The organism is Sphingomonas sp. BE138, from assembly GCF_031456125.1.
GTDB lineage: Bacteria > Pseudomonadota > Alphaproteobacteria > Sphingomonadales > Sphingomonadaceae > Sphingomonas.
The window spans coordinates 126,469-147,156 of the sequence record NZ_JAVDUC010000001.1 but is presented as its reverse complement, the minus strand read 5'-3'; the positions used below and the strand labels follow the sequence as shown (position 1 = coordinate 147,156).

At 70.2% G+C, this 20,688-nt stretch carries 17 protein-coding genes; 10 read left to right on the top strand and 7 right to left on the bottom strand.

Annotated features, from left to right (window positions below):
- The first annotated feature begins 36 nt into the window (after window positions 1-36).
- Window positions 37-2,079, top strand: coding sequence for an NAD(+) synthase (locus J2Y58_RS00675; RefSeq protein WP_310097164.1), 2,043 nt, complete (start codon window positions 37-39; stop codon window positions 2,077-2,079).
- A gap of 185 nt (window positions 2,080-2,264) precedes the next feature.
- Here J2Y58_RS00675 and J2Y58_RS00670 read toward each other — a convergent pair whose 3' ends face one another.
- Window positions 2,265-3,788, bottom strand: a complete 1,524-nt coding sequence (locus J2Y58_RS00670; protein ID WP_310097161.1) for a fumarate hydratase — start codon at window positions 3,786-3,788, stop codon at window positions 2,265-2,267.
- 147 nt (window positions 3,789-3,935) lie between these two features.
- Here J2Y58_RS00670 and J2Y58_RS00665 point away from each other — a divergent pair, with 147 nt between their 5' ends.
- The 5 genes from J2Y58_RS00665 to J2Y58_RS00645 all read left to right on the top strand — a co-directional run bounded on the left by J2Y58_RS00665 (window position 3,936) and on the right by J2Y58_RS00645 (window position 11,401).
- A complete protein-coding gene (locus tag J2Y58_RS00665) occupies window positions 3,936-5,912 on the top strand; it encodes an acyltransferase family protein (RefSeq protein ID WP_310097160.1) in 1,977 nt (658 codons plus the stop codon).
- 271 nt (window positions 5,913-6,183) lie between these two features.
- Complete coding sequence (locus tag J2Y58_RS00660; protein WP_310097157.1) at window positions 6,184-8,097, top strand: ribonucleoside-diphosphate reductase subunit alpha; 1,914 nt, start codon at window positions 6,184-6,186, stop codon at window positions 8,095-8,097.
- Between the two features lie 121 nt (window positions 8,098-8,218).
- Window positions 8,219-9,397: an MBL fold metallo-hydrolase gene (locus tag J2Y58_RS00655; RefSeq protein WP_405053052.1), complete on the top strand. Its 1,179-nt coding sequence runs from the start codon at window positions 8,219-8,221 to the stop codon at window positions 9,395-9,397.
- Between the two features lie 51 nt (window positions 9,398-9,448).
- On the top strand, window positions 9,449-10,555 hold the full coding sequence (dinB, locus tag J2Y58_RS00650) for a DNA polymerase IV (protein WP_310097155.1): 1,107 nt from the start codon (window positions 9,449-9,451) through the stop codon (window positions 10,553-10,555).
- Window positions 10,556-10,597: 42 nt separating this feature from the next.
- The gene (locus J2Y58_RS00645; protein ID WP_310097152.1) at window positions 10,598-11,401 is read left to right on the top strand and encodes a shikimate 5-dehydrogenase; all 804 of its coding nucleotides are present in this window, start codon (window positions 10,598-10,600) and stop codon (window positions 11,399-11,401) included.
- Between the two features lie 4 nt (window positions 11,402-11,405).
- On the opposite strand, the gene J2Y58_RS00640 is transcribed toward J2Y58_RS00645, so the two are convergent.
- Together J2Y58_RS00640 and J2Y58_RS00635 are read right to left on the bottom strand one after the other, a co-directional pair.
- Window positions 11,406-12,323 carry an ROK family protein gene (locus J2Y58_RS00640; RefSeq protein WP_310097149.1) on the bottom strand — a complete coding sequence of 306 codons (918 nt, stop codon included), beginning with the start codon at window positions 12,321-12,323 and terminating at the stop codon, window positions 11,406-11,408.
- A 7-nt stretch (window positions 12,324-12,330) separates the two neighbouring features.
- Window positions 12,331-12,771, bottom strand: a complete 441-nt coding sequence (locus J2Y58_RS00635; protein ID WP_310097146.1) for a MarR family transcriptional regulator — start codon at window positions 12,769-12,771, stop codon at window positions 12,331-12,333.
- A gap of 135 nt (window positions 12,772-12,906) precedes the next feature.
- On the opposite strand from J2Y58_RS00635, the gene J2Y58_RS00630 reads away from it, so the two are divergent.
- Both J2Y58_RS00630 and J2Y58_RS00625 read left to right on the top strand, forming a co-directional pair.
- Window positions 12,907-13,815 (top strand): alpha/beta hydrolase, encoded by a 909-nt coding sequence (locus tag J2Y58_RS00630; RefSeq protein WP_310097143.1) that lies wholly within the window; start codon window positions 12,907-12,909, stop codon window positions 13,813-13,815.
- Between the two features lie 72 nt (window positions 13,816-13,887).
- Window positions 13,888-14,073: a hypothetical protein gene (locus J2Y58_RS00625; RefSeq protein WP_310097140.1), complete on the top strand. Its 186-nt coding sequence runs from the start codon at window positions 13,888-13,890 to the stop codon at window positions 14,071-14,073.
- 72 nt (window positions 14,074-14,145) lie between these two features.
- On the opposite strand, the gene J2Y58_RS00620 is transcribed toward J2Y58_RS00625, so the two are convergent.
- Window positions 14,146-15,366 carry a pyridoxal-dependent decarboxylase, exosortase A system-associated gene (locus J2Y58_RS00620; protein ID WP_310097138.1) on the bottom strand — a complete coding sequence of 407 codons (1,221 nt, stop codon included), beginning with the start codon at window positions 15,364-15,366 and terminating at the stop codon, window positions 14,146-14,148.
- Window positions 15,363-16,862, bottom strand: a complete 1,500-nt coding sequence (locus J2Y58_RS00615) for an AMP-binding protein (protein WP_310097134.1) — start codon at window positions 16,860-16,862, stop codon at window positions 15,363-15,365. The genes J2Y58_RS00620 and J2Y58_RS00615 overlap by 4 nt, the downstream gene beginning before the upstream one ends.
- A gap of 98 nt (window positions 16,863-16,960) precedes the next feature.
- On the opposite strand from J2Y58_RS00615, the gene J2Y58_RS00610 reads away from it, so the two are divergent.
- Window positions 16,961-17,233 carry an acyl carrier protein gene (locus tag J2Y58_RS00610; protein ID WP_310097131.1) on the top strand — a complete coding sequence of 91 codons (273 nt, stop codon included), beginning with the start codon at window positions 16,961-16,963 and terminating at the stop codon, window positions 17,231-17,233.
- 134 nt (window positions 17,234-17,367) lie between these two features.
- Here the strand turns inward: J2Y58_RS00610 and trxB are convergent, their stop codons facing one another.
- The gene (gene trxB / locus J2Y58_RS00605) at window positions 17,368-18,336 is read right to left on the bottom strand and encodes a thioredoxin-disulfide reductase (protein WP_310097127.1); all 969 of its coding nucleotides are present in this window, start codon (window positions 18,334-18,336) and stop codon (window positions 17,368-17,370) included.
- Between the two features lie 78 nt (window positions 18,337-18,414).
- Here trxB and J2Y58_RS00600 point away from each other — a divergent pair, with 78 nt between their 5' ends.
- A complete protein-coding gene (locus J2Y58_RS00600; protein ID WP_310097125.1) occupies window positions 18,415-19,800 on the top strand; it encodes a leucyl aminopeptidase family protein in 1,386 nt (461 codons plus the stop codon).
- 130 nt (window positions 19,801-19,930) lie between these two features.
- On the opposite strand, the gene tpiA is transcribed toward J2Y58_RS00600, so the two are convergent.
- Entirely contained in the window at window positions 19,931-20,668 is a 738-nt protein-coding gene (gene tpiA / locus J2Y58_RS00595) for a triose-phosphate isomerase (RefSeq protein WP_310097122.1), read from the bottom strand.
- Window positions 20,669-20,688: the final 20 nt, after the last annotated feature.

The following is a 20,688-nucleotide window of genomic DNA, read 5'->3' as shown; positions in this document are numbered from 1 at the left end:
CTGGCAAAGCGTTCGTTTGGCCGGTATTTGCAGGCCATGAACCCTGCTTTCCGCTCGCTGCATCGCCATGGTCTGGTGCGCGTCGCCGCCGCCACGCCGCCCGCCACGGTCGGCGATCCCGCCGCCAATGCGCAGGCCGCGATCGCGATCGCGCGCACCGCGCACGACGCCGCGGTCGATCTGGTCGTCTATCCCGAGCTGAACCTGAGCAGCTATGCGATCGACGACCTGCATCTGCAATCGGCGTTGCAACGCGCGACCCGCGCGGCGATCGCGGCGGTGGTCGAGGCCAGCGCGGCGCTGCGTCCGCTGCTGCTGGTCGGTGCGGCGCTGGAGCGTGGCGGGCGGCTGTACAATTGCGCGCTCGCCATCGCGCGCGGCCGCGTGCTGGGGGTGGTGCCCAAGACCTTCCTGCCCAACTACCGCGAATATTACGAAAAGCGCTGGTTCGCGAGCGGCGCCGGGCTGACCGGACTGACGATCGCGATCGGGGGGCAGGAGGTGCCGTTCGGCACCGACCTGATCTTCGCCGCCGACGACCTGCCGAACTTCGTCATCCATGCCGAGATCTGCGAGGATTATTGGGCCCCCACCCCGCCCTCGACCGTCGGTGCGCTGGCGGGTGCGCTGATCTGCGCCAACCTGTCGGCGTCGAACGTCGTGATCGGCAAGTCGCGCGAGCGGATGATGCTGTCGGCATCGCAATCGGCGCGTGCGATGTGCGCCTATGTCTATTCCGCCGCCGGGCCGGGCGAGAGCACCACCGACCTGGCCTGGGACGGTCAGGGGAGCGTCCACGAGCTGGGCGAGTTGCTCGCGGAATCGGAACGCTTCGCGCACGAGCCCTCGCTGACCATCGCCGACGTCGATACCGAACGGCTGGTGCAGGAGCGGCTGCGCAACGGCACCTTCAACGATTCCGCCGCGCTCGCCGGGCAGCCGGAGACACGGTTCCGCCGGATCGGCTTCGCGCACGCGCCCGATTTCGCGGATGTGGGGTTACGGCGCGAGCTCCGCCGGTTTCCCTTCGTCCCCAACACGCCCGCGACGCTGGACCAGGATTGCTACGAGGCGTTCAACATCCAGGTCGAGGGGATCGCCAAGCGGCTGGTCGCGGCGCGCGCGCAGCGGCTGGTGATCGGCGTGTCGGGCGGGCTCGACAGCACCCACGCGCTGATCGTCGCGGCCAAGGCGCTCGACCGGCTGGGGCGGCCCCGGTCGGACATTCTCGGCATCACCATGCCCGGCTTCGCGACCAGCGAGGGAACGAAGGGCAATGCGTGGAAGCTGATGCGCGCACTGGGCATCACCGCGGAGGAGATCGACATCCGCCCGGCCGCAACGCGGATGCTCGCCGACATGGGGCATCCGTTCGGGCGCGGCGAGCCGGTCTATGACGTGACGTTCGAGAACGTACAGGCGGGCCTGCGCACCGACTATCTGTTCCGCATCGCCAACCAGCGCGACGGGCTGGTAGTCGGCACCGGCGACCTGAGCGAACTGGCGCTCGGCTGGTGCACGTACGGCGTCGGCGACCAGATGAGCCATTATGCGGTCAACGCCGGCGTCCCGAAGACGCTGATCCAGTTCCTGATCCGCTGGGCGATCGGCACCGATCAATATGATCGCGAGACCGACGCGGTACTGGAGGCGATCCTGGGGCAGGAAATCAGCCCGGAACTGGTCCCCGGCGAGGAATTGCAGAGCACCGAGAGCAAGATCGGCCCGTACGCGCTCAACGACTTCTTCGCGCACTACCTGATCCGCCACGGCCAGGCGCCGTCGAAGGTCGCGTTCCTGGCGTGGCATGCGTGGCACGATGCGTCTGCGGGGCGCTGGCCGCTGGGCTATCCGGAAGCGGCGCGGACCGCCTACGACCTGGAGACGATCGTGCATTGGCTGGAGCGATTCCTAGTGCGCTTCTTCCAGACCAGCCAGTTCAAGCGATCGGCACTGCCCAACGGGCCGAAGGTATCGGCGGGCGGCGCCTTGTCTCCCCGCGGCGACTGGCGCGCGCCGTCCGACGGAACGGCGGCGCCGTGGTTGGCGGAACTGAAGGAAAACGGGCCGCAACTATAAGGCCGACCCTGCACAGGCAGGGCCATGTCCATACCCTGCATCGACGAAGCTGGCACACGCACGACGCGCCTGTGTCAGCGGGGACTGCCTCAACCGTTCGCCCTGAGCCTTTCGAAGGGCGTGTTCCGGGGCACGTGTTTCGAAAAGCTGAGCGCGAACGGCTCAGCTTTGTCACCCGCGCGCGATCACGCGCCGACCAGCAGCCCCTCGCGCGCGATCTTCTCCTTCCAGACCAAAGGTGCGAGCTGGTGGACGTTGTTGCCCTCCGCATCGACCGCCACCGTCACCGGGAAGTCGGACACCTCGAACTCGTAGATCGCCTCCATGCCCAGGTCCTCGAACCCGACGACCTTGCTGCCCTTGATCGCGCGCGCGACCAGATAGGCCGCTCCGCCGACCGCCATCAGGTACGCGCTCCTGGCCTCGCGGATCGCGTCGGTGGCGGCAGGGCCGCGCTCCGCCTTGCCGACCATCGCCAGCAGGCCCTGATCGAGCATCATGCGCGTGAACTTGTCCATGCGCGTCGCGGTCGTGGGGCCGGCCGGGCCGACCACTTCCTCGCCGACCGGATCGACCGGGCCGACATAATAGATCACGCGGCCCTTGAACTCGACGGGCAGTTCCTCCCCCTTCGCCAGCATGTCGGCGATCCGCTTGTGCGCGGCGTCGCGGCCGGTCAGCATCTTGCCGTTCAGCAGCAGCCGGTCGCCCTGCTTCCACGACTGCACCACCTCCGGCGTCAGCGTATCGAGGTCGACGCGGATCGCCGCCTTGTCGGGCGTCCAGTTGACGTCGGGCCATTCCGCCACCTTCGGCGCCTCAAGATAGGCCGGCCCGCTGCCGTCGAGCGTGAAGTGCGCGTGACGGGTCGCGGCGCAGTTCGGAATCATCGCGACGGGCTTGCCCGCGGCATGGCACGGTGCGTCCTTGATCTTGACGTCGAGGATCGTCGACAGACCGCCCAGCCCCTGCGCACCGATGCCGAGCGCATTGACCTTGTCGAAGATCTCGATGCGCAGCGCCTCGATGTCGTTCTTCGGCCCGCGCGCCTTCAGCGGCCCCATGTCGATCGGCTCCATCAGCGCCTGCTTGGCCAGCAGCACGCAATGCTCGGCGGTGCCGCCGATCCCGATGCCGAGCATTCCGGGCGGGCACCAGCCGGCGCCCATCTGCGGCAGCATCTCGATCACCCAGTCGACGATCGAGTCGCTGGGGTTCATCATCTTGAACTTCGACTTGTTCTCGCTGCCGCCGCCCTTGGCCGCGACATCGACCGAGACGGTGCTACCCGGCACCATCTCGACATGCAGCACGCACGGCGTGTTGTCGCGGGTGTTGCGACGCGTGAACGCGGGGTCGGCCAGCACCGAGGCGCGCAGCTTGTTCTCCGGGTGCAGGTACGCGCGGCGCACGCCCTCGTCGACGACCTCCTGCATCGACCGGCTGTTGTCGTCCAGCCGGCAGTCCATGCCCCATTTGACGAAGACGTTGACGATGCCGGTGTCCTGACAGATCGGGCGATGCCCCTCCGCGCACATGCGGCTGTTGGTCAGGATCTGCGCGATCGCATCCTTGGCGGCGGGCGACTGCTCCGCCTCGTACGCGGTGCCCAGCGCGCGGATGTAATCCATCGGGTGATAGTAACTGATGAACTGGAGCGCGTCGGCGACGCTCTCGATCAGGTCGGCGGTACGGATCACGGTCGTCATGCGCGAAGGCTCTATAAGGCGTGCCGCCGCGGGGCAACATCGCCGTCGACGCATTCACCGCCCTTTCACGCCTTCCGCTTAGCCTCTACGGACAGGGACGCGGTACGCGGGGGCGGGGCCGCACGGCGTTTGGGGACAGCAGTGACGTTGAACGAGCAGACCGTCGGCGCGGCGCCGCCGAGCACGACCGCGGGCGCGACGCCCGCCGGCCGGCCGCCGGTCGCGCGCGGTCATTACCGCCCCGACATCGACGGGTTGCGCGCGCTGGCCGTGCTGATGGTCATGGCGTTCCACTTCACGCTGACGCCCGCGTTGGGGGCAGGCTTCATCGGCGTGGACATGTTCTTCGTCCTGTCGGGCTTCCTGATCGTGCCCGCGATCCGCAGCGACCTGTCCACCGGGCGCTTCCGCTTCCGCACCTTCTATGCGCGGCGGGTCCGGCGGCTCGCGCCCGCGCTGCTGGCGACCAGCGTCGCGACGCTCGGCGTCGGGCTCGTGCTGCTGACGCCGGTCGAACTGAAGGAGCTGGGCAAGGAACTGCTCGCCGCGCAGCTCTACGCCTCGAACATCTATTATTGGCGCTACCTCAACTATTTCGGCTTGCAGGCCGATCTCGCTTTCTTTCTCCATGCCTGGAGCCTGGGGGTCGAGGAGCAATTCTACCTCGTCTTCCCTGCGTTGTTGTGGATCGCGGCACGCGTGGCGCCGCGCCGGGTGACATCGTTGCTGGTCGCGGCGCTGCTGGCGTCGTTCCTGCTCAACATCGGGATGATGCACCGCAAGCCCGAGGCGACCTTCTACCTGCTGCCGACCCGCGTATGGGAATTCGCGGCGGGCGCACTGGTGCCCGGCATCGCGGCGTGGTGCGCCGGGCGGCGGATCCCGTCATGGATGTTCGCCGCGATCGGCGTCGCGACGCTGGCGGTTGCGCTGGCGATCCACCAGCCGACGATGATCTTCCCCGGCTGGTTCGCGATCCTGCCGGTGGTCGCCACGATGGCGCTGCTGATCGCCGGCACCGACACGAGCGGCTTGTGGACGCGCGCGGCGAGCCGGCCGGTCCCCGTCTACGTCGGGCGCATCTCCTACGAATTGTATCTGGTCCACTGGCCGGTCCACATCCTGGCGCCGCTGCTGGTGCTCGACATGACGCTGGCGGCGCGTGTCGCCGCCTTCGCCTTGTGCTTTCCCCTGGCGGCGTTGATCTACCATGTCGTCGAGGCGCCGGTGCGCGGACGGCGCGTGCTGGCGCGCGACCGTGCGCTGATCGCGGTCTATGCCGCCACCACGCTCGCGATGGTCGCGGCCTTGACCGCGACGATCGCGAGCGGCGGGTGGCCCGCGCGCCTGACCCCGGCCGCACGCACGCTCGCCGCCGCCAGCGACGACGCCGACGCATCGTTCCGCGCCTGCGAGAACCGCGCGGGCGCGCCCTGCCCGATCGGCGCCGCAGCGGCGCCGGCGACATGGCTGGTGTATGGCGATTCGCACGCCGATGCGATCGCACCTGCGATGCAGGCGGTGCTGCGCGCACGCGGACAAAGCGGCTATTTCACCTTCCGCTCCGGCTGCCTTCCGCTCCGGAACAGCGGCGACGCCGGCTGCCGTGCCTTCAACGCCGGGGTCGCCGCGTTCCTGGCGCAGCATCCCGGCGTCACGCGCGTCATGATGGTGTCGACGTGGCGGCAGGCGCTGGAGCCCGGCTACACCGATCCCGACGGCGCGGTGGTGACCGGCGCCGCGGCGATCGCCGCCCATGACCGGATGTTCGATCGCACCGTCGCGGCGAACGGCGCCAACGGTCGCCTCGTCTACCTGTGGCTGCCGGTACCGGGCGCGCGCCGCTCGGTCCCGCTGACGCTGTCGCGCGACGCGATGCTGCACCGCCAGTGGCCGCTCGCCTATTCGCTGGCCGAGCACCGGGCGCGATTCGCATTCCTGACCGCGGCGCTGGCGCGGCACCCTGGGGTCTTGGCGATCGACCCGGCGGCGGCGATCTGCCGCGGAGGCACGTGCCGGATCATGGAAGGCGGTCGACCGCTCTACCATGACGACGCGCATCTCGCGGGCTCGCAGCGCGCGTTCATCGAGCGGATGATTACCGATCAGATCGGCGATCGCTGAACCGGGCCGCGGCGCGCAAAAAATTTTTGGCGACTTGCATTCCGCAAACTCCGCGGATTCCCGTGCGTCGCCGCGATAGGGTCGGCAGCGGTACTATCGCGAGGTCTTGCCGCCCGGTCGCTTCTGCCACAATCTGTAGAGGTAGCAGCCGGACGTCGGCGCTATCGGTGGTAAGGTGGCGCACGCCGCACCTACCGATGGCGCGACCCGGCTCCGGGTTTGGAACAGTCGATCCGTCGATGGATCGCACCATGGACAGGCGGGCCAGAGCATGAATTTCACCACCACCGATGCCGAGGCGATGGCGACCGACACGATCGAGGCGGCGAGCACCGCCGCCGCCGAACAGACGATCAGCCGCCACGGCGCGCGCACCGCGCCCTATCCGCTCGACGTCGACCACGGCCGCGACGCGCTGCTGACCGATTTCGGCAAGGAGACGCTGAAGGACCGTTACCTGCTGCCGGGAGAAAGCTACCAGGACCTGTTCGTCCGCGTCGCCAGCGCCTATGCCGACGATCAGGCGCATGCGCAGCGGCTGTACGACTATATCTCCAAGCTGTGGTTCATGCCCGCCACGCCGGTGCTGTCGAACGGCGGCACCGGGCGCGGGCTGCCGATCAGCTGCTATCTCAACTCGGTCCCGGACAGCCTCGACGGCATCGTCCAGACCTGGAACGAGAACGTCTGGCTCGCGTCGCGCGGCGGCGGGATCGGCACCTATTGGGGCAACGTGCGCGGGATCGGCGAGCCGGTCGGGCTGAACGGCAAGACCAGCGGCATCATCCCGTTCGTCCGCGTCATGGATTCGCTGACGCTCGCGATCTCGCAGGGGTCGCTGCGCCGCGGCTCGGCGGCCTGCTACCTCGACATTTCGCACCCGGAAATCGAAGAGTTCCTGGAGATCCGCAAGCCGTCGGGCGATTTCAACCGCAAGGCGCTGAACCTGCACCACGGCGTGCTGATCCCCGACGCGTTCATGCACGCGGTGCGCGACGGCGCCGAGTGGCAGCTGACCTCGCCCAAGGACGGGTCGGTGCGCGCGACCGTCGACGCGCGCGCGCTGTTCCAGAAGCTGGTCGAAACCCGGCTGGCCACCGGCGAGCCGTACATCGTCTTCTCCGACCACGTGAACTCGACGATGCCGCGGCATCACCGCGAGCTGGGACTGAAGGTGTCGACCTCGAACCTGTGCAGCGAGATCACGCTGCCGACCGGGCGCGACCATCTCGGCAACGACCGTACCGCGGTCTGTTGCCTGTCGTCGCTCAACCTGGAGACGTGGGACCAGTGGAAGGACGAGAAGGGCTTCGTCGAGGACGTGATGCGTTTCCTCGACAACGTCCTGCAGGACTATATCGACCGCCACGAACCCGGCATGGAACGCGCGGCGTATAGCGCGGCGCGCGAGCGCTCGGTCGGGCTGGGCGTCATGGGCTTCCACTCGTTCCTGCAGGCGCGCGGGCTGCCGTTCGAGGGCGCGATGGCCAAGAGCTGGAACCTGCGCATCTTCAAGCACATCAACGCGCAGGTGAACCAGGCGTCGATGACGCTCGCCGCGGAGCGCGGGCCGTGCCCGGACGCCGCCGACGTCGGCGTCATGGAGCGCTTTTCCTGCAAGATGGCGATCGCGCCGACCGCGTCGATCTCGATCATCTGCGGCGGCACCAGCGCCTGCATCGAGCCGATCCCGGCCAATATCTACACCCACAAGACGCTGTCGGGCAGCTTCGCGGTCAAGAACCCGTATCTGGAAAAGCTGCTGAGCGAGAAGAGCAAGAACAGCGACACGATCTGGAACTCGATCCTCGAGCACGGCGGGTCGGTGCAGCACCTCGACTTCCTCAGCCAGGAGGAAAAGGACTGTTACAAGACCTCGTTCGAGATCGACCAGCGCTGGCTGCTCGAACTCGCCGGGGATCGCACGCCGTACATCGATCAGGCGCAGTCGCTGAACCTGTTCATCCCGGCCGATGTCGAGAAGTGGGATCTGCTGATGCTCCACTTCCGCGCGTGGGAACTGGGCATCAAGTCGCTCTATTACCTGCGCTCCAAGTCGGTGCAGCGCGCCGGATTCGCGGGCTCGGAAGGCTCGGGCGGGGTCGAGGCCGACAACACGATCGCCACGCCAAAATTCTCGATCGGCGAGACGACCGACTATGACGAATGCCTGGCGTGTCAGTAATCCAGCTGGACTGACCGGACAGCCGTCCTCCCGGCGAACGCCGGGGTGACGGCCAACGGAGGTGGATCGAAACCCTCGCGCGATCATTCCGTCAGCCTCACTCAACGGTCAGGACGGACGCGTGCCGGTCATCGCCAGGATCGCCAGGGCCGTGTTCTACGCCGTCCTCCTGCTCGTCATCGCGATCGGGCTGGCGATCACGATCGTGCCGCGATTCCTCGACCGCCGCTATTACGAAGGACCGCCCAGCGGCCATTACGACGGCGCCCGCTTCTTCAACCCCGATGGCGACGACACCGGCGCCCCGCCCGCTGACGGCAGTCGCGCCAGCTTCCTCTGGCGACAGCTGACCGGCGACGACGACCGCCCGGCGTGGCCCGATACCGTACGCGTCACGCCCACGCGACCGCCGGCGCGGGTCGCGGGCACGCGGATGCTGGTGACCTGGATCGGCCACGCCACGGTGCTGGTCCAGACGCAAGGGCTCAACATCCTGACCGACCCGGTGTGGGCCGAACGCGCCGGGCCGTTCGGCCTCGGCCCGCGCCGCGTCGCCGCGCCGGGCGTGCGGCTCGAGGATCTGCCGCGCATCGACCTCGTGCTGGTCAGCCACAATCACTACGACCATCTCGACCAGGCGACGCTCGCGCGGCTGTGGCAGCGCGACCGCCCGACGATCGTCACCAGCCTCGGCAACGACAGCGTCATCGCGCAGACCGGCGCGCGCGCCACCGCGCTCGACTGGCAGGGCGCGGTGCAGGTGAAGCCGGGAGTGCGCGTGATCGTGACGCGCAACCATCATTGGGGCAGCCGCTGGTTCGCCGACCGGAACCGCGCATTGTGGTCGAGCTTCGTGGTGCAGCTGCCCGCGGGCGGCAACCTGTTCTTCGCGGGCGACACCGGCTTCGGCGACGGCGGCTGGCCGGCCGAGGCCGCCGCGCTCGGCCCGATTCGGCTCGCCTTGCTCCCGATCGGCGCGTTCCGGTTCGTCCAGGGACAGATGGTGTCGGGCGCGCACATCGGCCCCGCGCACGCCGCGTTGGTCTTCGAGCGGCTGCGCGCCGCCCGCGCGCTCGCGATCCATTGGGGTACGTTCCGCCTGTCCTACGAGGCGCGCGATACCCCGCCGCGGATGCTGGCGGCGGCGATGCGCTGCCTGAACCGCACCGGCTTCGACGCGGCGCCGATCGGCGGCACGATGGAGGTGCCGGTCGCGGGCGCCGTCCCGCCGCCGCGCACGACCGCGCCGTCCGCGGTGCTCGCCTGCCTCGACACGCCGGCGGTGCGCGCGCTGCGCTGACGACCATATACCCGCTTTGTTCCACATGGCGGTGGTGCCGGCGAACAGGCCATGCTATCGCGCAAGTCGTTGACGACACGATCCGACAGCGTGACCCCACCCCGCAAGATCATCCATATCGACATGGACGCCTTCTACGCGTCGGTCGAGCAGCGTGATGCGCCCGAGCTGCGCGGGCGGCCTGTGGCGGTCGGCGGCAATCGCGCGCGCGGGGTCGTCGCCGCCGCCAGCTACGAGGCGCGCGCGTTCGGCGTCCGCTCGGCCATGCCCTCGGTCGTTGCGGCGCGGCGCTGCCCGGAGCTGGTCTTCGTCCCCCCGCGCTTCGACGTCTATCGCGCGGTCAGCCGGCAGATCCATGCCATCTTCGCCGATTACGCCGATGCGATCGAGCCGCTGTCGCTCGACGAGGCGTATCTCGACGTCAGCGCCGATCGTCGCGCGCTCGGCTCGGCCAGCGCGATCGCCGCCGAGATCCGCGCGCGGATCAAGGCCGACACCGGGCTGACCGCCTCGGCCGGGGTCAGCTACAACAAGTTCATCGCCAAGCTCGCCTCCGACCAGAACAAGCCCGATGGCCTGTGCGTGATCCCGCCCGCGAAGGGGGCGGCGTTCGTCGCCGCGCTGCCGGTCAAGCGCTTCCACGGCATCGGCCCGGTCACCGCCGAGAAAATGGCGCGGCTCGGCATCCATACCGGTGCCGATCTGCGCGATCGCCCGATCGAGTTCCTGCGCGCGCATTTCGGCAGCCACGCCGATTATCTGCACGGCGCCGCACGCGGCATCGACGATCGTCCGGTGCGTGCGGAGCGCCGCGCCAAGTCGATCGGTGCCGAGCGTACCTTCGACACCAACCTGACCGACCCCGCCGCGATCGACTCCGCGCTGGAGACGGTCGCCGCCGCCGCGTGGGTCCGGGTGGAGCGGGCGGACGTGCGCGGGCGCACCGCGACGCTGAAGCTGCGCCGCGCCGACTTCACCACCCTCACCCGCGCGCGATCGGTCGCCGGGGCGATCGCGACGCAGGCGGAACTGCTCGATCTCGGGCGCGGGCTGCTCGCCCCGTTGCTGCCGGTGCCCGGCGGGATTCGCCTGCTCGGCTTGACGCTGTCGGCGATCCTGCGCGACGAGGATGTGGTGCAGCCTGCCCTGCCCTTATGATCGCCCGCGATCGCCCTGCCTCTTGATTGAAGGAAAAGCCCGATGAAGCCGCCGATCGGCCCCACCACCCGCCTGTGCATGTCGCTCGCCGCGCGGCCCGGCACGTTCGGCTCGCGCTTCCACAACCATCTCTACGATGCGCTCGGGCTCGACTATGTCTACAAGGCGTTCACGACCACCGATCTGGCGGGCGCGGTCACCGGCATCCGCGCGCTCGGCATCCGCGGCTGCGCGGTATCGATGCCGTTCAAGGAAGCGGTGATCCCGATGCTCGACGGTCTGCGCGACAGTGCGGCGGCGATCGACAGCGTCAACACGATCGTCAACACCGACGGCGAGCTGCTCGGCTACAATACCGATTACAGCGCGGTGCGCGACCTGATCGCCGACCTGCCGCGCGTGCCGTTCCTACTGCGCGGCAGCGGCGGGATGGCGAAGGCGGTGGCGACAGCACTGGTCGACGCCGGCTTCAACGACGGCACGATCGCCGCGCGCAACGAAGCCGCCGGACGCGCCCTGGCCGCCAAGCTCGGCTGCGGCTGGCAGGCGGGTGCGGACGGTCGCGCGGCATTGCTGGTCAACGTCACCCCGCTCGGCATGACCGGCGCCGATCAGGACGCGCTGGCCTTCACCCCAGAACAGATCGAAGCGGCGGACATGGTCATCGACGCCGTCGCCAAGCCGGTCGAGACGCCCCTGCTCCGCGCTGCGCGGGCCGCGGGCAAGCCGGTCGTCACCGGCGCGCAGATCGCGACGCTCCAGGCGCTCGAACAGTTCGTCCTCTACACCGGCGTCCGCCCGACCGACGAACAGGTCGCCGCCGCAGAGGCGTATGCGCTGGCCTAGGGCCTCACCCCGCCAGCACCTTGAGGCCCGTGCGGTCCTCCAGCGCCTGTGCGCCCAGCACGACCGCGCCCAGCGGCCCGGCATTGCCGCCCAGCGCGGCGGGAACGATGAACGTCTCCATGTCGGCGACCGCGGGCAGCGCGACATAGCCGTTCAGGTTCGCCGCGGTGGCGGCGCGCAGCCGCGGCAGCAGCCAGGGGTTGCCGACCATCACGCCCCCGCCCAGCACGATCCGCCGCGGTACGCCGGTCAGCGTCAGCGTCGCGAACAGCGAGGACAGCGCGCCGACCACCGTTTCCCATGCCGGGTGGTCGTGCGGCAGATCCTCGCCCTTGATACCCGTGCGCGCCGCGATCGCGGGGCCGGCCGCCAATCCCTCGACACACGCGCCGTGATAGGGGCATGACCCGGCCCAGTCGTCGCCGGGTACGCGTGCCGGGCGGACATGGCCGAACTCGCTGTGCGTCAGCCCGTCGACCGGCCGACCGTGCGCGATCATCCCCGCGCCCACGCCGGTGCCGACCGTGACATAGGCCAGGTCGCCCAGCCCCTGCCCCGCGCCCCAGCGCGCCTCCGCCATCGCCGCGCCGACCACGTCGCTGTGGAAGCCGACCGGCACGTCGTAGCGCGCCGCCAGCCGCCGCGCGATGTCGGTGCCCGCCCAGTGCGGCTTGGGGGTCGAGGTGATCTTGCCGTAATCGGGCGACTGCGGATCGATCGAGACGGGACCGAAGCTGGCGATGCCGATCGCCGCCACCCCGCGCCACTTGTCCATCGCCGCCTCCAGCGCCGGCAGCGTCTCCTCGGGCCGCGTCGTCGGAACGCGCACTTCCTCCAGGATCGCGTCGGGTCCGCTGGAGAGCACCGCGATGCACTTCGTGCCGCCAAGTTCCACGCCCGCGATCAACGGCAATTGCGCCATTTCCGTCTTACTCCTCGGCTGCGGCGGCATCGATCCGGCGCAGCATGTCCGTGAATTGCGCCAGTTCGGCCGCGTCGAAGCGACCGAAGATCCGGCGCTCCAGCGCGGCTGCCTGCGGCGCGACCTGCGCGTACAGCGCTTCGCCCTCCGCGCTCAAGCGGAGATGGTGCGACCGCCGGTCGGTCGCGTTGGGCGTTCGCGTCAGCAGTCCGCGCTCGGTCAGCGAAATCGCCGCGCGACTGACCGTCACCTTGTCCATGCGGCTGCGCTCGCACAATTGCGCCTGCGTGATCGGCGCATGCTCCGCGATCAGCGTCACCAGCCGCCATTCCGGCACCGTCAGCCCGAACAGCGTCTCATACGCCCCGGCGATCCGCCCGCTGACGCGGTTGGAGGTCACCGACAGCAGGTACGGCAGGAACTGATCGAGATGAAGGCGTTCTACCATGGGACACCCAGGCTAGCACGGTTGGGAAAGGGTCGGAACCAGAACCAGAAACGTTGCATTAATGTGACAAGGGGTACAAGCGTACCCGTGTATTTGGACGAAGCGGCATTCGAGGTGGCGCGGACGGAGCAGGCGATGGCATCGGTGACGGCGAACGGCATCACGATCGAGTACGAGGACGAAGGCCCGCGCGACGGGCAGCCGATCCTGATGGTCATGGGGTTGGGCGCGCAACTGGTGCGATGGCCGCAGGAGATGGTCGATGCGCTGGTCGCGCATGGCTACCGCGTGATCCGCTTCGACAATCGCGACGTCGGCCTGTCCGAGAAGTTCGACCATCTGGGCGCCCCGCACATCGTGTGGACCGCGATGCAGATGCAGTTCGGCCGTGTGCCCGCCGTTCCCTATACGCTGACCGACATGGCGCAGGATGCGATCGGGCTGCTCGATGCCTTGGGGATCGAGCGTGCGCATGTCGTCGGCGCGTCGATGGGCGGCATGATCGCGCAGCTGATCGCGGCACGCTGGCCGGAGCGGGTGCGCACGCTGACCTCGATCATGTCGACGACCGGGCATCCGAACTGCTCGCGCCCGACGATGCGGGCGACCGCGTTGCTGCTGCGCCATCCCAAGAGCGACGACATCGAGGCGATCGTCGCGCACGGTACGATGGCCGGGCGCGCCGTCGGCGGGCGCTTCCCGATCGAGGATGCCATCATGGCCGACCGGATCCGGGCCGAAACGCTGCGCAACCGTTGCCAGGCCGGCTTCATCCGGCAGATGGCGGCGATCATCGCCGACGGCGATCGCACCGATCGCCTCCGCCGCATCACCGCGCCGACGCTGGTGATCCACGGCAGCGCCGATCCGCTGGTGCCGGTCGCCGGCGGACGCGCCACCGCGCAGGCGATCGCGGGCGCGCGCCTCATGGAGATCGACGGCATGGGCCACACCCTGCCCTCCGAACTGATCGACCCGATCGTCGCGGCGATCGACGACCATATCCGCCACCGTCGCCATCATCCGATCCCGCAGGCCGCGTAACGCGCCGCGGATCGAAGTGCGCGACCGCGCGCTGTAGGCGGGGACCATCCCGTCTTCCCGCAAAGGACGCGCATGTTCGTCGACTTCCGCGACCAGCCGCCACCGCCGCCGTGGGAGCCACGCCCGCGTCGACCGCGGCTGACCGCGCGGCAGGAGAAGACGCTGGCGGCGATCATCGCGCTGAACGTCGTGCTCCTGATCGTCGCGCCGATCGGCGGTGCGACGCTGATCGGTGCGATCGCGCTGCTGTTTCGCTGATCGGATCGCCTTCCACCCTCCGGTGCGCACCGCCTGATCCGGCCGCGCCCGCCTGCTGCGGCGGGGTGCACGTCAGACCACGATCTCGCCCGGCGCCGGATGCCCGAGGAACTCCGCCGGGCTGGCGGTCGCGCCGTACGCGCCGGCCAGGAAGATCGCGATCACCTCGCCCGGTGCGACCGGCGGCAACGCCACCCGGTCGCCCAGCCGGTCGAGCGGGGTGCACAGGCATCCCACGACCGACGCCTCGCCGGCCGCCGCCGTCCCCATCCGCGCCGCCACCGCCAACGGATAATTGCGCCTGACCACCGTCCCGAAATTGCCGCTCGCCGCCAGCTGGTGGTGCAGCCCGCCGTCGACCACCACGAACGTCTCGCCGCGGCTGTCCTTCACGTCGACCACGCGCGTCAGGTACACGCCCGCCTCCGCGACCAGCCACCGCCCCAGCTCGATCGCGAACCGGCTGTCGTGCAGCACGTCGCCGCGCGTCGCCAGCGCTGCGCCCAACGCCGCGCCGACCGCCTCCACGTCCAGCGCGGCATCGCCCGCGAAATACGGCACGCCGAACCCGCCGCCCAGGTTGACGAGCGGCGGCACCGCGCCCGCCTCGTCCGCCAGCCGCGCCGCCAGCGCGATCGTCGCTTCCTGCGTCTCGATCAGCGCACCCGCATCCAGCGCCTGCGATCCGGCGAAGATGTGGAATCCGCGCCACTCCGCCCCGCCCGCGATCACGTCGCGCACCAGCGCCGCGGCGCGCTCGGCATCCACCCCGAACGGGGAGGCGCGTCCGCCCATCTTCATCCCCGATCCACGCAGCTCCAGGTCGGGATTGACCCGCACCGCCAGCCGCGGGCGCACGCCCTGCCGCTCGCCCGCCGCCAGCGCGCGTTGCGCCTCGCCGGCCGATTCGAGGTTGATCGTCGCGCCCGCCGCCACCGCCGCGTCCAGTTCGTCGTCGCGCTTGCCCGGCCCGGCGAAGCTGATCGCCGCCCCCGGCTTCACCGCCAGCGCGCGCGCCAGCTCGCCCGCCGAGGCGACGTCCAGCCCGTCCACCAGCGGCGCGACGCGCGCCAGCAGCGCGGGCAGCGGATTGGCCTTGATCGCATAATGCAGGTCGACCCCCGCCGGCATCGCCCGGCGGAACCGCGCCACCTGCGCCGTCACCAGCGCGGCGTCGTAGACGAACAGCGGCGATCCGTGCGCGGCGACCAGCGCCGTGGCATCCTGCCCGCCGATCGCCAGCGCGCCGTTCTGCGCCGCGAAGGCGGGCGGGATCGGTCCGATCGGTTTCATGGCTGCACGTCCCTCACCGCCGCCGCGACCCCGGCGCGGTCCAGCTTGCCGTTGGCGTTGCGCGGCAGTTCGCGTTGCCACACGATCCGCTGCGGCTGCATATAGGCGGGCAACTCGCGCTTCAGCCGCTCGCGCAATGCCGCCTCGTCCGCGCCGTCGCCGCGCGCCACCAGCACGATCGCCTGCCCCAGCCGCGCATCCGCGACCCCGACCGCCACCGCCTCGGCGGTCTCGCTTCCCGCGGTCGCGGCCTCCTCCACCTCCTGCGGGCTGATCCGGTGGCCGGCGCTCTTGATCATCTCATCGTGGCGCCCGACGAAGCGCAGCAGCCCGGCGGCATCGGCGACCACCGTGTCCCCCGACCACACCGCCGTCCCGCCATATCGCGAGCCGGCCGGCGCGGGGCGGAAGCGTGCCGCGGTCCGCGCGTCGTCCCGCCAATATCCTTGTGCGACCAGCGGCCCGGCATGGACCAGCTCGCCCGGCTCGCCCGCGCCCGCGATCCCGCCGTCGGGGCGCACCACCATCACCTCCGCGAACGGCACCGCCCGCCCGATCGAATCCGGATGCGCGTCGACCAGCGCCGGATCGAGATAGGTCGAACGGAACGCCTCGGTCAGCCCGTACATGGGGAACAGCCGCGCCTGCGGGAACCGTGCCCTGAGCGCGCGCACCATCGCCGGGGTCAGCGCACCGCCCGAATTGGTCAGCCGCCGCAATTGCGCCGCGCTCTCCGCGGGCCAGTCGCCCTCCAGCAATTGCGTCCATAGCGGCGGCACCCCGGCCAGCGTCGTTGCCCCGAACCGCGCCACCGCCTTCACCACGTCGCGTGGCGTCAGATAGTCGAGCGGCGCGACGCACGCTCCCGCCGCCCAGGTCGACAGCAACTGGTTCTGTCCATAATCGAACCCCAGCGGCAGCACCGCCAGCACGCGGTCGTCGGGCGCGATGTCGAGGTAATGCGCGACCCCGATCGCACCGAGCCACAGGTTCGCATGGCTCAGCATCACGCCCTTCGGCCGGCCGGTGGACCCGGACGTGTAGAGCAAGGCGACCAGCGCTTGCGGGTCGGCCGCCGAACGCGGCAGGGCATCGGCCTCCCCCACCTCGGTCACGACCGCGCAGCCCGCCGGCACGTCGCCCGGCGCCAGCGTCGCCGCGCGCGCCTCCTGCGTCACCAGCAGTTCGGCCCCGCTGTCGGCCAGGATATGCGCCACCTGTGCACGGCGCAGCACCGGATTGACCGGCACATGCACCAGCCCCGCACGCGCCGCCGCCAGCGGCATCCAGCAGGCGACCCGCGTCTTGGGCAGCCACGTCGCGACCCGCGCGCCCGGCGTCAGCCGCCGTGCCGCCAGCCACCCCGCCAAGCGCGCCACCGCTTGCTCGGCGGCGGCATAATCCACTTGGCCGTCGCGATCGGCCAGCGCAGGCGCATCGGTCGCGCCGCGCAGCACATGGTCGATCGGGCGAGGCGTAGCATCAAGGGACACCATGCCGCCGCTTCTAGGCTCAGGCGTTGCGGAATCCACCCCTTGCGCCTAACGCCACCCGCATCGCCGCCCATGTTGCGGCGCGAGATGGCGGAGGATGCGTGATTCCGGAAGGCACGAGCGAAATCGAGACGACCGTGCGCGCGGTGCTGGCGGACGTGCTGGCGCTGTCACCCGAGCGCGTGGCGGCGTTCCGCGCCGAGACCCCGCTGTTCGGCGCGCTGCCCGAACTCGACTCGATGGCGGTCGCCGGCGTCCTGACCGAACTGGAGGACCGGCTCGGCATCGCGATCGAGGACGACGAGGTTGACGGCGAGATGCTGGAGACCTTCGGCGCCCTGGTCACCTTCGCCGCGGGCAAGGCGCTGGTCTAAGGCTTACGCGGAACGCTCCACGGCCGTTGTCCCCGCACACGCGGGAATCCAGAACCTCCGACGCCCCGGCGCTTGCGAGGATCAGCGCGTCCGGATTCCCGCCTCCGCGAGAATGGCGGCGGTAGCGGAAGCGGTTACTCCGCCGCTTCCTTCACCGCCTCGAACTCTGCCGCCGCCAGGAAGCGCTCGGCATCCAGCGCCGCCATGCACCCGGTCCCCGCCGCGGTCACCGCCTGGCGATAGACCTTGTCCATCACGTCGCCGCACGCGAACACGCCCGGCACGCTGGTGCGCGTCGACCCCGTCTCGACCGCGATATAGCCGTCCTCGTCGAGCGCCAGATGGCCGCGGAACAGCTCGGTCGCAGGATGGTGCCCGATCGCCACGAACCCGCCGTCGACCGCGATGCGAGAATGCTCGCCGGTTTGCGTGTCTTCCAGCTCCAGCGCGACCAGCCCGGCGGTGCCGCCGCCGTCGACGAATGCGCGGACTTCCTTGTTCCACAACACCTTGACGTTCGGATGCGCGAACAGCCGCTCCTGCAGGATCCGCTCGGCGCGAAGCGAGTCGCGCCGGTGGATCAGCGTCACGTCGTCGCTGTGATTGGTCAGGTACAGCGCCTCCTCGACCGCGGTATTGCCGCCGCCGATCACTGCCACCTTCTTGCCGCGATAGAAGAAGCCGTCGCACGTCGCGCAGGCGCTGACGCCCTTGCCCTTCATCGCATCCTCGCTGTCGAGCCCCAGCCACTTGGCCTGCGCACCGGTGGCGATCACCAGCACCTCGCCCTCGTACACGTCGCCGCCGTCGCCGATCAGCCGGAACGGCCGCGCGGTCAGGTCGACCTTCACGATCGTGTCCCACATCAACCGCGTGCCGACATGCTCCGCCTGCGCCTGCATCTGCTCCATCAACCACGGTCCCTGGATCACCTCCTTGAAGCCGGGGTAATTTTCCACGTCGGTGGTGGTGGTCAGCTGGCCGCCTGGTTGAATGCCCTGCACCACGATCGGCGCCATCCCGGCGCGCGCGCCATAGATCGCCGCAGAAAGTCCGGCCGGTCCCGAACCCAGGATCAGCATGCGAGTCGAATGTGTCGTCATGCGCGCGGATGTAGGATGGCGATGCGCACAAGGGAACCGCGCGTTGCGTGCGGCGCGAAGTCCTGCTTTGGTCCGCCCATGACCGACTTCTCCGCCCTTCTTCAGCCCGACCGCGGCCAGCCCGCGCGCGACATCCACGTCGTCCATCCCGACCGCTTCGCCACGTGGCTGGCGACGCAGCCCGTGCGCGTCCGCACCGCGATCGCGGCGAACAAGGTGACGGGGCGTGCCGGTAACCGCGCGGTCCTGCCGGGCGAGGCGGCGGAGGACTGGTCGATGCTGCTGGTCTGCGACGAGCCGCTCGATTCGCCGTGGCGGATCGCGTCGCTGGGCGATGGCCTGCCCGAGGGCACGTACCGGCTCGCCGGCAATGGGGCGATCGGTGCCGCCGGGCTGGGCTGGCTGCTCGCGCAGCACCGTTTCACGCGCTACCGCAAGGCCGAGCCCGCCGCACCCCGCGTCCTGCTGACCGCCGACGTCGCGGGGATCGAGGAGATCGTGCGCCTCGCCGCCGCCACCGCGCGCGTCCGCGATCTGGTCGACACCGGCGCCAGCGACCTCGGCCCCGCCGAGCTGGAGGCGGAGGTCGACACCCTCGCGGCGCAGCACGGCGCGACCGTCACCGTCACGCGTGGCGACGCGCTGGCGACCGGCTATCCGATGATCCACGCGGTCGGGCAGGCCGCGGCGAAGGACCGTGCTCCCCGGCTCATCGAGCTGGAATGGGGCGACCCGTCGCAGCCGCGGCTCGCGCTGGTCGGCAAGGGCGTGTGCTTCGATTCGGGCGGACTCGACATCAAGCCGTCCTCGGGGATGCGGTTGATGAAGAAGGACATGGGCGGCGCCGCGCACGCGCTGGCGCTGGCCGCGCTGGTGATGGAGGCGCGGCTGAAGGTCCGGCTCCATCTCCTCATCCCCGCGGTCGAGAACGCCATTGCCGGCAACGCCTTCCGCCCCGGGGACGTGCTCCCGACGCGCAAGGGGCTGACGGTCGAGAACACCAACACCGATGCGGAAGGGCGGCTGATCCTGGGCGATGCGCTGACCAAGGCGGTCGAGGGAGCGCCCGACCTGCTGATCGACTTCGCGACGCTGACCGGTGCGGCGCGCGTCGCGCTCGGGCCCGACCTGCCCGCCACGTTCGTGCAGGACGAGGCGCTCGCCGCCGAGCTGCTCGCCGCGGGCCAGGCGGTGCGCGATCCCTTGTGGCGGCTGCCGCTGTGGGACGGCTATGACGACATGCTGAAGTCCGACGTGGCGGACATGGTCAACGCCCCCGATGGTGGCTTCGCGGGCGCGATCACCGCCGCGTTGTTCCTGCGCCGCTTCGTGCCGGGACACGTGCCGTGGGCGCACCTCGACACCTTCGCGTGGCGCCCCTCGGCGCGACCCGGTCGTCCGCGCGGGGGCGACGCCTGTGGCCTGCGCGCGACATGGGCGCTGGTGAAGCAGCGCTTCGGCTAGGCCCCAAACGTCGCGCCAGCGGAAGCTCGGGCCTCCCGAGGCGCCAGCGTCGCCCTCGCGGCACGAAATCCCAGCGTCCGCCGGGAAGACGCTTCATCCCGTCGCCCCTGCGCAGGGGCGCGCGCTCACCTCAAACCGCCCCCTCGATGATCGGCACGAACTTCGCCGCGGTCAGGCTCGCGCCGCCCACCAGCGCGCCGTCGACATCCGCCACGCCCATGATCGCGCGCGCATTGTCGCCGGTCACCGATCCGCCGTACAGGATCCGCACGTCGTCCGCCGCCGCGCCGATCAGCTGCCGGATCTTCGCGCGCGCGATCGCGTGGATCGCGGCGATGTCCTCCAGCGTCGGGGTCCGCCCGGTCCCGATCGCCCAGCGCGGCTCATAGGCGATCGTCAGCCAGTCGCCGCTCGCGCCCTCGGGCAGCGATTTCTCGATCTGCGCCTGCACCACCCGTTCGGCACGTCCGGCGTCGCGCTCCGCCCCGGTCTCGCCGCAGCACAGGATCACCGACAGCCCCTGCCGCCGCGCCGCCGCCGCCTTCGCCCAGGCGTCCTGGCTGGTCTCGTTCTGATATTCGCGCCGTTCCGAATGGCCGACGATCGTGAAGCGCGCCCCGGCCTCGCGCACCATCGCCGCCGACACGCAGCCGGTATAGGCGCCGCTCTCCGCCTCGTGCACGTCCTCCGCGCCGATCGCCAGCGTCGGCACGCGTGACGCGGCCGCCGCGATCAGCGTTGCGGGCACCGCCACCGCGACGTCCACCCCCGGGTGTGCGGCGGCGGCCGCGGCGATCACGTCCAGCTCGGCCAGCATTGCCAGATTGCCGTTCATCTTCCAATTGCCCGCTACCAGCTTGCGCCGCACCGACGTTCTCCCGTGACTTG